The organism is Echinicola salinicaeni (assembly GCF_014280965.1).
Classification (GTDB): domain Bacteria; phylum Bacteroidota; class Bacteroidia; order Cytophagales; family Cyclobacteriaceae; genus Echinicola; species Echinicola salinicaeni.
In genome coordinates, this window is record NZ_JACODZ010000007.1 from 219556 (window position 1) to 233983 (window position 14428).

The 14428-nt window shown below is 40.3% G+C and carries 15 protein-coding genes; 6 read left to right on the top strand and 9 right to left on the bottom strand.

The window, feature by feature from the left end; genetic code table 11:
• Positions 1–135 precede the first annotated feature (135 nt).
• Together H7U17_RS15040 and H7U17_RS15045 are read right to left on the bottom strand one after the other, a co-directional pair.
• A complete protein-coding gene (locus tag H7U17_RS15040) occupies positions 136–1119 on the bottom strand; it encodes a YpdA family putative bacillithiol disulfide reductase (RefSeq protein WP_186757572.1) in 984 nt (327 codons plus the stop codon).
• A 106-nt stretch (positions 1120–1225) separates the two neighbouring features.
• Positions 1226–1993, bottom strand: a complete 768-nt coding sequence (locus H7U17_RS15045) for an NRDE family protein (protein WP_186757573.1) — start codon at positions 1991–1993, stop codon at positions 1226–1228.
• Positions 1994–2301: 308 nt separating this feature from the next.
• Here H7U17_RS15045 and H7U17_RS15050 point away from each other — a divergent pair, with 308 nt between their 5' ends.
• Both H7U17_RS15050 and H7U17_RS15055 read left to right on the top strand, forming a co-directional pair.
• A complete protein-coding gene (locus H7U17_RS15050; RefSeq protein ID WP_186757574.1) occupies positions 2302–2676 on the top strand; it encodes a BlaI/MecI/CopY family transcriptional regulator in 375 nt (124 codons plus the stop codon).
• On the top strand, positions 2676–4598 hold the full coding sequence (locus H7U17_RS15055; protein WP_186757575.1) for a M56 family metallopeptidase: 1923 nt from the start codon (positions 2676–2678) through the stop codon (positions 4596–4598). Before H7U17_RS15050 ends, H7U17_RS15055 begins: the two co-directional genes overlap by 1 nt.
• A gap of 74 nt (positions 4599–4672) precedes the next feature.
• Here H7U17_RS15055 and thrC read toward each other — a convergent pair whose 3' ends face one another.
• From thrC to thrA, 3 genes are read right to left on the bottom strand one after another with little or no spacing between them, the layout of a single operon-like run.
• Positions 4673–5968 carry a threonine synthase gene (gene thrC, locus H7U17_RS15060; protein WP_186757717.1) on the bottom strand — a complete coding sequence of 432 codons (1296 nt, stop codon included), beginning with the start codon at positions 5966–5968 and terminating at the stop codon, positions 4673–4675.
• Positions 5955–6905 carry a homoserine kinase gene (locus H7U17_RS15065; RefSeq protein WP_186757576.1) on the bottom strand — a complete coding sequence of 317 codons (951 nt, stop codon included), beginning with the start codon at positions 6903–6905 and terminating at the stop codon, positions 5955–5957. Before H7U17_RS15065 ends, thrC begins: the two co-directional genes overlap by 14 nt.
• Positions 6902–9349, bottom strand: coding sequence for a bifunctional aspartate kinase/homoserine dehydrogenase I (gene thrA, locus H7U17_RS15070; RefSeq protein ID WP_186757577.1), 2448 nt, complete (start codon positions 9347–9349; stop codon positions 6902–6904). The genes H7U17_RS15065 and thrA overlap by 4 nt, the downstream gene beginning before the upstream one ends.
• A gap of 685 nt (positions 9350–10034) precedes the next feature.
• Here thrA and H7U17_RS15075 point away from each other — a divergent pair.
• A complete protein-coding gene (locus tag H7U17_RS15075; RefSeq protein ID WP_186757578.1) occupies positions 10035–10454 on the top strand; it encodes an META domain-containing protein in 420 nt (139 codons plus the stop codon).
• 11 nt (positions 10455–10465) lie between these two features.
• Here the strand turns inward: H7U17_RS15075 and H7U17_RS15080 are convergent, their stop codons facing one another.
• Positions 10466–10927, bottom strand: coding sequence for a hypothetical protein (locus H7U17_RS15080; RefSeq protein ID WP_186757579.1), 462 nt, complete (start codon positions 10925–10927; stop codon positions 10466–10468).
• A gap of 143 nt (positions 10928–11070) precedes the next feature.
• Here H7U17_RS15080 and H7U17_RS15085 point away from each other — a divergent pair, with 143 nt between their 5' ends.
• Complete coding sequence (locus H7U17_RS15085; RefSeq protein ID WP_186757580.1) at positions 11071–11241, top strand: hypothetical protein; 171 nt, start codon at positions 11071–11073, stop codon at positions 11239–11241.
• On the opposite strand, the gene H7U17_RS15090 is transcribed toward H7U17_RS15085, so the two are convergent.
• From H7U17_RS15090 to H7U17_RS15100, 3 genes are read right to left on the bottom strand one after another with little or no spacing between them, the layout of a single operon-like run.
• Entirely contained in the window at positions 11238–11702 is a 465-nt protein-coding gene (locus H7U17_RS15090) for a nuclear transport factor 2 family protein (protein ID WP_186757581.1), read from the bottom strand. The two genes, H7U17_RS15085 and H7U17_RS15090, sit on opposite strands and share 4 nt — an antisense overlap.
• Positions 11703–11709: 7 nt before the next feature.
• Positions 11710–12408, bottom strand: a complete 699-nt coding sequence (locus H7U17_RS15095; protein WP_186757582.1) for a GIN domain-containing protein — start codon at positions 12406–12408, stop codon at positions 11710–11712.
• A gap of 12 nt (positions 12409–12420) precedes the next feature.
• Entirely contained in the window at positions 12421–13101 is a 681-nt protein-coding gene (locus H7U17_RS15100; RefSeq protein ID WP_186757583.1) for an SDR family NAD(P)-dependent oxidoreductase, read from the bottom strand.
• 89 nt (positions 13102–13190) lie between these two features.
• On the opposite strand from H7U17_RS15100, the gene H7U17_RS15105 reads away from it, so the two are divergent.
• Both H7U17_RS15105 and H7U17_RS15110 read left to right on the top strand, forming a co-directional pair.
• Complete coding sequence (locus H7U17_RS15105; protein ID WP_186757584.1) at positions 13191–14069, top strand: mechanosensitive ion channel family protein; 879 nt, start codon at positions 13191–13193, stop codon at positions 14067–14069.
• Positions 14059–14397 (top strand): MGMT family protein, encoded by a 339-nt coding sequence (locus tag H7U17_RS15110; protein ID WP_186757585.1) that lies wholly within the window; start codon positions 14059–14061, stop codon positions 14395–14397. Before H7U17_RS15105 ends, H7U17_RS15110 begins: the two co-directional genes overlap by 11 nt.
• Positions 14398–14428 lie beyond the last annotated feature (31 nt).

Sequence of the window (14428 nt, forward strand, 5' to 3'; positions counted from 1 at the left end):
TTTATTCCGTGCAAACCTGTCTTCCGCCAGGTAGATCTGTGGAATCTCCCAATAAATCTGGACAGGCTGTGAGAAATAAGTTTACTGGTGTAATAACGGATAATCATATAAATCAATCTCAAGGTTGAATCTAAATCACTTCACAGCCACTTTTCTTTTTGACATAATATCCTCAAATATCGCATGTGCATGCACAATGGTATTTTCAATGAAATACTCCCTTGTATTCAGTCCTCCACAAACAACTCCTGCTAGATAGAGACCAGCGACATTAGACTCCTGACTTTTACCATCAAAACAAGGCCTTCTTTTTTCATCCAAAGTCAGTTCTACTCCTAGTTGATCAAGTAATTTATAGTTCGGTTGGTAACCGGTCATTGCCAATACAAAATCATTTTCGATAGTCACTTCACCATCAGGTGTATTGATCAGCACCTCTCCTTCCCTGATCTCTTTCAGGGTACTGTCAAAATAGGCTTTAATGGAGCCTTCTTTGATCCTGTTTTCAATATCAGGCCTCACCCAATATTTAACATTGGGATCCACAGTTGGATTGATCATCACCATGGTCACTTCTGCTCCCTTCCGCCAGGTCTCCAAAGCTACATCAACGGCCGAATTACCTCCACCAACAACCAAAACCTGCTGTCCAATATAGGGCCAAGGCTCTTTATAATAATGCGTTACTTTTGGCAATTCTTCTCCGGGAACATTCATTTTATTGGGCAAGTCGTAAAAACCGGTTGAAAGGATAATTTTCTCTGCCAGATAATCTCCTTTGGAGGACTTGACCAAAAACTCCCCACTGGTCTGCTTTTCTACACTTTTAACCTCCTCATAAAGGTTAACTTTCAAATCATAATGTTGGCTCACCCTTCTATAATATTCCAAGGCTTCTGGACGGGTAGGCTGTTTATTAATAGACATAAACGGAATCCCACCCATCTCCAGCTTTTCAGAAGTGGAGAAAAAAGTCATATTAACGGGATAATTATATATGGAATTGACCAATGTGCCCTTTTCCAATATCACATATTCAAGCTGATGTTTTTCTGCTTCAATCCCACAGGCCAAACCTATAGGCCCTGCGCCAACTATTAATACATCGATTTTTTTCATACTATTTAAAACAGAATTTAAGATGGAGAGTTCGCCAAATAAGCGATAAAATCAAAATTCATAATCTAGCCTAAAATTAAGAATTCCTAAATTGAAAAATCAAAGCTTAGCTATCATTTGTATCAAACTCCATGAACCGCTCTTTAAAACCTCCTGCCTCTAACACTTGCTTCTCTAAAAACTGGACCTTCTGACTTCCTTTTTCCCACAGCAATGCAGAAAGCCCAACAGTTCCGTACCCATTGACGGGAGCTATAAAGGCCGCCGAAACAGCCTTCTCAATTTCTATCGGCAATCCAGTTTTGGGTAAATTCTTTACTTTCTCCTCTTCTCTTCCCATATTCACTTCTATTAGATCATTCAAGCCAATTTCTTCCTGCTTGATGACTTCCTGAAGTTTCAACTTACTTTCCCGCACCTTTTTCCATGGGACATTGATCAAAGAATTGCTCAGCCCATGAATTCCTACAGGCACTTTAAAAGGCCTTTCACCATAATTGGATAAATACCACATCTCCTCTTGATCACCCACTAACAGATTAAAGCCATCAAATTGATCTTGTTTATCCTTTATGCTATCCATATAAGATTTTGGTGAAGAAACATCTTCTAAATAGTCAAGCACCAACCTCCCCCTACTCACAGGATTCGCTTTCAAATTTTCCAGATCCCTATAATTGGTCAAAGCAGCAAATCTCCCTTTTGGATGGAATCCCATCCAGGTTCCCCCACCTTTTAAATCTTTACCGGCATAAACCCCATTTTCCCATTGGAAAAGAGGCAAGGTGGGCCGAGTAAAAAACTCATCCCTATTGGCTACCATGATCAATGAATAACGCGGGTGAGACTTCCATGCAAATGTTATCAAGCACATGTTCCAATTTAAAAAAAAGGCCGGAAAACTCCGGCCTCTGGGTGAATAAACAACTTTCGTTACGCTGTAATTGAGCTGGATATTCGTAATTAAAACACTTAACAGTTAAAATTGGAGGAAAATCCTCTTAATCATAAACTCTCTAATCACTTTATTAAGCGCATAGTTCCCTAAACAAAACATAACTGACTAATTTCCAGTGTATTTAACAAAAATTAACATAGGACCTACGAAATTAATCGTAGTATTTTTTGAATTACGAAAAACATCGTATACATTTATTACGAAATAAATCGTAGTAGAAACAAATGAGATATAAACCAACAGATGCTGAACTTGAAATCCTTTCTATTCTATGGGACAAGGAAGAGGCAAGTGTAAGGGAAGTTCATGACATCCTAAGCCAAACCAAAGAAACTGGCTATACCACTACGCTAAAAACTATGCAAATCATGTTTTCTAAGGGTTTGCTTACCAGATCAGAACAAGGTAGAAGTCACCTCTATATGCCTGCTATTACAGAGAAGGAAACACAAAATTCCCTATTAAGCAGTTTTATGGATTCGACTTTTGGCGGCTCGGCGAAGAAACTCATCATGAGAGCAATTGGTCAGAGCAATCCTTCAAAGGAAGAAATCAATGAAATCCGACAACTACTTAATGAACTAGAAAACAAGCAATAATGGAATTTATCAATGAACTTATCCACGAGGAATACATTGAAGCAATTGGCTGGACCTTGTTGCATTCTACTTGGCAAATAGTAACAGTGAGCTTATTGCTTTGGCTCATATTAAAATTCACCAAAAGCAAATCCTCAAATTTCAGGTATTTTGCCGGTATTGGATCATTGATCATCATCACCTTTGCCAGTATCTGGACCTTCACCCTTGTTTTGAAAATCCCTCAGGAACATGCTTCCCAAAGCAGTGCCATATTAATAAACAATGAATACAACTTCACTACAGTCGCTAACTCAACTGAGCCTACCGTAGTTAATGGAGAGTCTAAGGGAATATTAGACCGAGTTTGGTACTCCCGTATGGAAGCACTATTACCAACCATTGTCAATCTTTGGTTATTGGGTGCATTATTTTATTTGGTCAAATTATCGGGAAGTCTTTTTGACCTGAGAAATTTACACAAAAAGCACAACCAAGAAGTTCCAGACCAATTGGTCAAAAGAGTCAACAGCATGATTGCTGCTATGGAATTTTACAGAAAAGTCAAGGTCTTAAAGAGCAGCCTGGTTCATGTCCCCATCACCTATGGCGTTATCAAACCAGTTATTCTCATCCCTGCTGGCTTACTTTTCAATACCACCCCACAACAACTGGAGGCCATTATAGCGCATGAATTAGCCCATATCAAACGCTATGATTACTTGATAAACATCCTCCAACACTGCTTGGAAATTTTCTTCTTTTTTCACCCTTGCTTCTGGTGGATCAACGAAGTAGTCAGGACAGAAAGAGAAAACGCATGTGACGATGTGGTGCTAGACTTGGGCTTCACACCACAGGAATTGGCTCATGGCTTAGCAGAAGTAGCTGAACATGCCCATGCATCAACTCCAGAAATGGCATTGGCTGCAACAGGCCCGCAAAACCATACATTAAACAGAATAAAAAGAATACTAGGGCTACAAACCCCTAAAGAAAAACTTTCACCCTTAATCTCCCTTACTATGTTAGTTTCACTTATGGTCAGCGCTTCACTTGTTATGGGAGCAATCCCCAGTGAAGAAAACCTGCTATCAAATGATTACCTTTTAACGGACCTCAAGAGCAAAACTATAGTCAAAGCCTGGCATTTCCCTTGTCCTGATGAAGTCAATGAGCAAAATATAAATATTAAAAGCGCAATTAAAACAACCAAAAACACATCTGAAAGCGGAAACAAAAACAGCAAAATCATTCTCCAAAGAGAAAATGATTATGAAATAGAAATCATCTCCAATAGGGAGAAACAGCCCTTGGTTAAGATCAATAAAAGAGTCATCCATACCAATACGGTAGACAGTGACACCGTACCCAATAAGGTAGTGATCAATAATTCAATAAACGCGGATGACCCAATGCCTGTACTGGAATTGAGTCCAGTCCCACAAATGGATGTACAGATTCCCCCTATGCCTCCAATGCCACCTATGGAAGGAATAGAATTCGTTCCTCCCCTTCCTGAGATCCAGTTAGAAATTACCGAAGAAGCCAGCAAAATTAGTGAAATAGCAATTGAACTTGCTCAAATGGAAATGGACACCAGCATCATGGATGTTCAGAGAAAAAAAGAATTAGAGCAGGAGCTAAAAAAAGTTGAGGCTAAGATGGAAGTTAAGGCTCAGGTCATGGAAGAAAAAATGGCTGAATGGGAGAAAAAACATAGTAAGTCCATGAAGGAATGGGAAGCCAAAATGGAAGCTTGGAACAAGAAAATGGAAGCCAAGCAAGCCGATTGGGAAACAGCTTACGCTCCCAAAATGGAGGAGTTCCAGAAAAAGATGGAAAATTGGGAAAGAGAAAACGAGCCGAAAATCAAAGAGTTTGAAGAAAAGATGAAGGCTTGGGAAAAAAGACAGCTGGAAAGACAAGCTGAAATAGAATAAAAAACCAATCACTTTTTACATTAGCCAAAAGAAACCGCAGCAAATTCAAATGAAAATTACTGCGGTTCTTTTTTTTATTTCTTAGCTAATAAATAAGCTTTAAATGCATTAAAGTCATTCTCTAGAGGAGAAACCTTTTTCACTCCATCCAAGAAGGCCGAAAGTCTTTCAGGCAAAACCACCTTCTCCTGATGCACCTCTTCAACCACATCCCTGAACTTACCAGGATGAGCTGTTTCAAGGAAAATACCAGTAACTTCTCCATTTTCTTCCATCCATTCCTTCAAGCCCAAATAGGCCACTGCCCCATGGGGATCCATCAAGTAGCCTGTCTTCTCTTTTACTTCCCTCATGGCCTCTCGGGTAGTTTCATCATCATAAAAACAACCCTTGACCATAGACTTCAATAAGTCCTCATCATTACCATAAAGGGCCAGTAATCTATAGAAATTACTTGGATTGCCTACATCCATACTATTACTGATGGTCTGAAGAGAAGGGCGTGGTTTAAACGATACTCCCTTAAGATAATCTGGCACTACTTTATTGACATTTGTTGCCGCAACAAACTTGGCTATAGGCAAGCCCATGCGCTCTGCAAGCATCCCCGCAGCTATATTTCCAAAATTGCCACTAGGCACCGAAAAAGTCACATTCTTTGTTCCTTTAGGCAACTGCGAATAGGCATAGAAATAATACAAACACTGCGGAATCCAACGAGCAATATTGATGGAATTCGCTGAGGTCAACAACATCTTTTCGTTAAGCTCCTTATCTAAGAAAGCCTCTTTTACCATGCGTTGACAATCATCAAAAACACCATCTACTTCAAGGGCAAAAACATTTTCTCCCAAAGTGGTAAACTGCTGTTCTTGCAATGCACTTACTTTACCAGATGGATAAAGGATAATTACTTCCACACCGGGTACCTTATAAAATCCATTGGCTACAGCACTTCCTGTATCACCGGAGGTAGCTACCAATACCCTTACTTTTTCCTCTCCTACCAAAAGACTCATCAGCTTGGAGCAAAAACGTGCACCGAAATCTTTAAAGGCCAATGTTGGGCCATGAAACAACTCTAAACTATAAACATTATCCTCCACCTTAACCAATGGAGCATCAAAAGAAAGCGTGTGATCAACCAACTCTTTCACCTGAACATCATCAAGGTCATTTCCAAATATCTTCCCTATCACCTCGTAGCCGATTTCTTTAAAAGGCATCCCATGAAGGCTTTCAAAAAACGATGTTGATAACTGAGGAATTTCTTCCGGCATATACAAGCCTTGGTCTGGCGCCAAACCTTTGATAACGGCTTCTTTCAGGGATACCTGATGTTCTTTATTATTGGTACTATAAAACTTCATTCTTCGATTCATTGATAAGGTAAGCTCCACGAACATTTACTGCAGAGACATACAAGTCCACTTCTAATCCTATTTTACTGAAAACTTCCTGACAAATCTCACTTGCCTTCTGGGCAATTTCCCGACTTGGAGAAAGAATAAACGTGGTTGGTCCAGAACCTGAAATCCCAGAACCTAGCGCCCCAGCATCTTTGATGGCCTCTTTGATCTCATCGAAACCTGGAATCAACACAGACCTGGAAGGCTCTGCAATCACATCCTGAAGAGACCTACTGATCAAGCCCATATCTTCCTGGAAAAGTCCTGCAACCAAACCTGCTATATTACCCGACTGAATAATGGCATCCTTCAAAGAAACCTGTTGACGCAGCACACTCCTGGAATCAGCAGTGTTCAACTCAAAATGAGGATGAACCAAGGTACAATACAAACCTTCCGGCACATGTAGCCTTGTCACATCCAATGGCTTATAGCTCCTGATCAAAACAAATCCTCCCAAAAGAGATGGAGCGACATTATCCGCATGTTCTGCTCCACAGGCAACTCCTTCAGCCTTCATGGCAAAAGGCAGTAAATCCTTTTTCCCCAAGGGCTCTCCCAGCAAACTGTTGGCTGCGACCAGCGCTGCAACAGAACTCGCAGCACTTGAGCCCATCCCGCTTCCCAAAGGCAAGCCCTTGGAAAGACTTATTTCAATCCCTCCTTCAAATCCAATATGATCAACGAAAGCTTGAATAGCCACGCTACAAGTATTATTCTCTGATTCATAAGGTAGCCTACCGCCATCTCCCTCAATACTCACTACCCTTACTCCCGACTGTTCGGAAAGGGATACACTGACTTTATCACCAAGCTCCTCTACGGCAAAGCCCAAAATATCAAAACCACATGACACATTGGCCACAGTGGCCGGTGCAAATGCTGTTACCTTTTTCATCTTGAATAGTTACCTAATCTGATTATATCTGCAAAAACCCCAGCAGCAGTCACATCTGCTCCGGCACCAGGGCCCCTTACGATCATTGGGAAGTCATTATACCGCTCTGTGGTAAACAATATCATATTGTCACTACCTTTCAAGGTATAAAAAGGATGCTCATTGCTTAATGAATTCAAGCCTACTTTTGCCTTGCCATTCTCTAGGGTAGCCATAAACCTCAATTTCTCCCCCTTTGCATTCGCCTCATCCAATAACTCCTGGAAATGTCTATCGTGGTTTTTCAGCTTAGTAAAAAACTCCTCCACTGAGGCAGCATCTACACAATCCGCTGGCACCATGCTCTGCACTTCAATATCTTCAAAATGCAATTCTTGACCCGCTTCACGGCCCAAGATCAAAATCTTCCTGGCCACATCCATTCCACTGAGATCATCTCTTGGATCTGGCTCAGTATAGCCTTTTTCCTTAGCTTGTCTTACCACTTCGCTGAAAGGCATCCCCTTTTCCAATTCACTGAATATATAATTCATGGAACCACTTAGTACTGCCTCAATCCTGTGAACATGGTCCCCGCTAAGCATCAAGTCCTGCAAAGTATTGATCACTGGCAATCCAGCAGCAACATTGGTTTCATAAAAGAACCTTACCCCTCTTTGTCCCGCCAACTTCTTCAGTTGCTTGTACTTCTCCAATGAACCAGAATTGGCTTTTTTATTAGGAGTCACAATCCCCACCTTGGCATCCAAAATCCGGTCATAAACATCTGCTACATCCTGACTGGCAGTACAATCAACCAACACAGAATTGGAAAAATTCATCTCGCTCATCGTACCAATAAACTTGTCCAGATCCATAGGCATATCCTTTTCATCTGGCGGCCCAACCGTCTTCAGATCGAAGCCGTCTTCATGGAATTTCATAAACCTGGAATTGGCCATTCCGTGAATTTGAATATCAAGCATATTTTCTTCACGTAGGTTATTTAATTGGTTATCGATCATCTTGATCAAAGCTTTTCCAATAAGACCAACACCTACTAAGAACACGTGCAACACTTTAAAATCAGATAAGAAGAACGCCTCGTGCAAAGCGTTAAGGGCTTTTTGCAAATCAGCTTGCGAAATCACAGCTGAAATATTAAGCTCTGAACTTCCTTGGGCAATAGCTGCTACATTCACATTATTTCTTCCCAAGGCTTGGAACATTCTTCCACTAGTACCCGGGTTGTGTTGCATCTTTTCACCAACCACTGCAATAACGGCCATATTAGGCACAACCTGCACTTCGTCCATCTCTCCACTTTGGATTTCATACCTGAACTCCTCTTCTATCAACGCCTTGGCCCGAGCAGCATCCCTAGAAGCGATTGCCACGCAAATACTGTGTTCCGAAGAAGCCTGACTGATCAATACGATATTAATTCCTGCATTGGCCAAAGTCCCAAAAAAGCGCTGACTTACACCTACTACCTCTACAAGACCAGGTCCTTGTAGGTTTAAGATGGAAATATTACCCATCGAAGAAATCCCCTTGATGATTTTTCCTTCACCAGCATCATTACTGATTTTAGTACCTTCTTCTTCAGGATTGAATGTGTTTTTTATGTAAATAGGTATATCTGCCTTCATTGCAGGTTGCATGGTAGCAGGGAATACAACTTTGGCCCCGAAGTGAGAAAGCTCCATGGCCTCATTATAACTTAGCTGGGGAATGGTAAAGGCTGTATACACCAATTTAGGATCTGCGGTCATTACCCCAGAAACATCAGTCCATATCTCCAACTGTTCTGACTTTAGGGCAGCAGCGAAAATGGCTGCAGTATAATCAGAACCACTTCTTCCTACTGTGGTTGTTTCACCTTTTAGCGTAGAACCTATGAATCCAGTGATCACCTTAATACCAGTATGCTTTTTAAAATAAGCATCAATCAATTCATTGGTCGTTTCAAAATCCACTTTGGCATTGCCAAATCGATCGTTAGTTTTAACAAGATCCCTGGCATCAACATAAACAGCTTCTTTGCCTTTTGCTTGAAGCCCTGCTGTCAAAATAAAATTGGACAACCTTTCTCCAAAACTCAAAACATAATCCATGGTCCTATCAGAGCATTCCTTGATCAAGTAAATCCCATGGAACAGGTCTCCCAGCTCATTGAACCTCACCTTTACAAAAGTCAAGGCTGTTGACTGCTGCTGAACTGGCACCAGTTTTTTTACAATGTCCAAATGCCTTTTCTCCAATTCCTGAAGGATAGTATGATAGCTTTCTTCACTATCTTGGGCAATTGAAGCACATTGAAGTAATTGCTCAGTAACCCCACCAAAGGCTGAGAATACAAGGGCAAAGTCCTCAGTTTTTGATTTGTTTTCGATTATTGAAAATACCTTTTCGATATTTTCAATATTAGCGATGGATGAGCCTCCAAATTTTAATATTTTCATAAAAATGAATGATTTTTAATGGCTTGTTTCTTAATGGATCTGAAGGTCCATAATGGACCGTTAATATGCGGCAATATAATAGATAGACACGGGATTACCCCGTAATGGTGCTCGTAAAAATGGTTCGAGTAATGATGGTAAAAAAAGCTACACAGTCATTCACCTGCTGAGTAGCAGTAAGCGTAGAGATTGTATTTTTTTTGACTGTGCTAAACATCATTTCTTTTTGATGGGACAATCTTACTCACAAATTTTCAATATCACAAATTTTACTTAGCAAACTACTAACAAAAAGCTTGTTTTTTTACTTTATCTACAAAACGAATCAACATAAATCGCAAAATATAATTTTAAAAAATGGCATATTACCCAAACTTTCACAAAATCGACACCAAACAATTCACCCCCGATTACAATAAATTATTTACTCAACAAAAATGCCAATCCGAAAGAATTTATCATCATTATTTTTATTTTTAACCAGGATTATGCGTTGGGAATCTTTATAAGAACAGAAACTGCAAGAAAACCAGGCTGTTTGGAGATTGAGACATAGCATCGCTATGGTGAGATCGAAAACAGCAGCAAAGCGACTGATTTTAAAGCAGTTTCAGATCGCAATAGATAGGCTAGTGCATATTTCGGGTTTAACTATTCAAATATTGTAAACAAAAACAAAGACGCTATGAAACAGCTAAAACTGTCCTCATTACTTTTGATCCTCTTTTTAGGGTTTAGTTCTTGCAGCTCTGTATCAAACCTTAACCCATTAGACTTGCTCACAGGCAATAATTGGGTGCTCTCCTCCTTAATGGGTGGTGGCTTGGATATGTTTAGCGGAGCATTGCCATCGCTCAATTTTAGCGAAAACGGAGGTCTTACTGGATCTACAGGCTGTAATTCTTTCAACGGAAATTTTCAACTCAGCGGAACAGGCATCAACCTTGACCCTGGAGCCATGACCAGAAAAGCTTGTCCAGGAGATGGAGAAAACCAGTTTTTGAGTGCCCTAAAAAATGTATCCAAGTTTAAGGTAGCACAGGACAAGCTCACCCTTCTGGACGGAGCACAGGAACTGATGACTCTGATTCCTCAAAACAAGTAAACACAAGTGGGCTATTGAACCGCTAGGATCTGGTACTTCACAGCATTGAATAGCACCTGATCTCCAGCTTTTTTCCCCAACAATATTCGGGCAAGAGGTGCTTGTGGAGAAACCACAAAAACATCTTGCCCGCTTATCGTAACTTTCCCAAAACTAACAGCGACATACATGGCCATCCTGTCTGTAATAATTAGACTTCCAGACTGAATGGTATCAAACTCGGACCCTGGATTTATTCCTGAAAGCTGTTCCAACTGCTTAAGGTATTCACCTTGCATCTTTTCAGCCTTATCAATCTCCTGCCGAACCATTTCCCTCCCCGTTTCATACTTGTCTCCTGCGCTGCTCTTAGTATCCTCAGCGGCTGACTGTTTCAGCTGGGAAATATTGTCTTGAACCAAGGCCAACTTTTCCCTGATCAAGCCAATCAAGTTTTCATGCACTAACTGCTTTGAAATAGAAAATTCACTCATCTAGTTTTAAAATAAACTGGCTTTATTTGCTATGACATTAGACACTCCTTTTAACCAGTAAGAAAAACATCCTTTAATTAACCCAATCAAAAGTAAGCATAAAAAACACTTCTCAAATCCTTCCAATTTTTGTTTCTTTGAACATGAGTATTAAAAATGGCTTTATTTCAGCAATAGCGGTATTCCTGCTTTTTATCCTTTTCAAAAACTCCATCAAAGAAGACCAAGCTCAGATCATATTTGTGTCTGCTTTTATCTTATTGGAAATCATCATCATTTCTGCAGTGGTCCTCAAAAGAAGAAAGAAATCTTAACAAGCTTTTTTTCTCCTAGTATCGATAATATAAATCACCTTCCAGCCTTCTTCCTCCTTTACTAACTGAAAAGAATTGACCCCACAATGACTTAAGCTCCCATTGATATAAAACTCATAAGGAGCCCAAACCGATGCCATTGGCCCATCTTGCCTGATCTCCATGGACAATATCTTTTCCTCTAGACTCATCTCTACGGGCACGGCTGCAATCCCATTCACAAACTCCCTTGGACTGGAGGTTTCCACCCTCACACTATCCACTCCCTCCTTAATGGTCTGCAAATATGCTTCTTTTGCAAAAGCGTCTTCCAGTAAAGACATATCCCTATCCTGCATCCCCTTAAACAAGGAAATAATGGCTGCTTTGATTTCTTCTTCATCAGATGGTTCCTGAGCTTTCAAGCCAAAAGAAAACCCTGCCAGAAACAGCAGGGTTAATATAAATTGCTTACTCTTCATAGATCAATCAGTTCTCTTTTCTAGCAATATCGCCACCGGTATTTGTTTTCACATCAACTAATCTCGGATCTCCGGTATACCAAACCTTTCCGGCTGTACCAGCAGTCCCTTTAATGGAACTTTCGACAGCAATCGTTGATACCGCCGCTGTATTGGTCCTTACTTCAGCATTTTTCACAACCAGACTATCTCCTGAGATGGTAGCTTTTGTAAAAGCTTCTAAATTCAAGTCATTGGCTGTGCCTTCTACGAAAATTTTCCCGTTGGTCATCCCCACCAATTTCAAGTCACTTACATTCACTTTCCCTTCAATATAACTGCTGTTTTCAGCGGACATAGAGAGGCGCTTACTTTTTACTAGATCTTTAATAAACACCTTAGCACTGCTATTGGATGATATTTCCTCCAATTCCCCTGCATAGGTAATCACTACTTTCACACTATTGGTACCGAAACTTCCCTTTCCCATTTTCACATTCAGCTGTCGGTCCTCTACCGCTGTCACTACGTTTGAGGCGTCTGTTCCAGAAGCCATAATCTGTACTTCATAACGATCACCTTTTACCAAATCTGCCTCGATGGAATTGCTTATTTTTACTCCATTAAAAATGGATACTTTTCTGGTCTCTTCGTTAGTTTGGGCAAATACGTTTACACTGCTGATCAAAAGAACCAGCATACAAATAGTTGAAATTTGTTTTTTCATTAGTTTGATAATTTAGACTCCACCGTATAGTTTAAAGGTTGTGTTTTTCAAAGATGGATTACTTACAGCAAAGTGCATTGCTTCTGCAATTTCTGCTGGACTAACCCATTTTGAATAATCTTGGTCTGGCATGGCTTCACGATTCGGAGGGGTATCAATAATACTAGGCACAAATACATGGGCTTTAACCCCCGCATCTTTGCCTTCCTCTGAAACAAGCTCAGCCAAGTTCAACACTAAACCTTTACTCAAAGTGTATGCCACAAGTGATTTGCCATCTGCTGGTTGAAGTGCTGGTCTGGCCCCAACAAACAGGACACTACCCTTTCCCGCCTTTTTAAACACGGGCAAAAATGCCTTACTCATATTATATGCGCTAAAAAAATTCAGCTGGAACATTTTTTCTATATCTTCCTTTGAGGTCTTTTCTATGCCCCCCATAGCAAAACCTCCGACTAAAAGGACCATGGCATCCAGCTCTCCTCCATATTGCACGGCATATTCCTTTGCAAATTCAGTCACTGCCTGTTCATCAGTTACATCTAACTCATAAACATCATCTGCTTCTTCCATTTCTTCCAGCTTCCCCGGGTAAACCGTAGCGATCACCCTAAAACCCTCACGTTTAAACTTTTCCACAACAGACTTCCCCAAATTTCCAGCAGCACCAGTAACGATGATATTTCTATTCATAATATTGTTTATGGTTAAATTGTTATTTTTTGCTAGTATTGATGCAAAAAGTATTCTCTTAAAATTAAGATTTTATTTCCGAAAAAGGCATGTCAACAGAAAAAACAGAAATCAAGGACAGGGAAAAACACAAAAGGCTGCTGTTCCTATTCAAGCTTATTGCCTTTATGCTGATCAAAATTTTCGAAGGTCCACTCTCCTCTTTTCTAGAAGTTTTCTTCACCAACTATCATGCCCCTCTAAGAGCCATAACATTTTTCCTGGGCAGTAATATCCTCATTTCTTTGGGCAGGATTATTACCGTCCGCTTCTACCTGCGCAGAAAAGGGAAAGATCCATTTAGAAGCAATTTTGTATTGGGCATCAACCATATTGCCAGTATACTTAATGTCGCGGCCCTATTAATATCCATTCTTTTTCTATTTGGCATCAGCCCTATTACCTTTTTCACCAGTATTACCATTGTTGCAGCTGCCATTGCCTTATTGTCCAAGGACTACATCACCAATATGATCAATGGACTGATCATTATGTTTTCTGACCAACTATCTCTAGGTGATGTGATCAAAATTGGGGATCAACAAGGAAGAATCAGGGATGTCACCTTGCTCAACATGGTCCTTATCAATGAGGATGCGGATATAGTCATGATCCCAAACAGCACCATCTTGACCTCACAGGTGGTCAATTACTCCAAACAGCACCATAAAAAACTGACCTTTGAATTTGAAATGAAAATCAACCAGTCCATAGAAGTCAACCAAATTGAATCTAGACTGAAGTCGGCCATTTTAGCCAATAGCAAGGTCATCAATATGGATAGCTTCACCCTAAAAACCATGGAAATCTTGAAAGAGTCCATAAAATTTAAATGTCAATTGATGATGACCTCCACTGACAAAAATAAAGAAAAGGAAATCAGAAGATTGATTAACCAAACCATCATAGAAATAGCCCGTGAAAACTGATAAAGAAAACTTCTTTGAACTGGTTTACCAGGTTGTAAAACTGATTCCTAAAGGCCGAGCCACTTCTTATGGAGCCATCGCTAATTACCTTGGTGCAAAAGGCAGCGCTAGGACTGTAGGCTACGCAATGAATGCTTGCCATGGAATGAAAGACGTCCCTGCCCATAGGGTAGTGAACCGACAGGGATTACTAACGGGAAAACATCATTTCTCACCTCCTGAAAAAATGCAAAAACTACTAGAAGAGGAAGGGCTGACCATCAAGGAGGATAAAATCCAAAACTTCAAAAAGATTTTCTGGGACCCCAATATTGAATTGGCGCTATAATCATAAATAATCACCAGTAATTCTACATTGA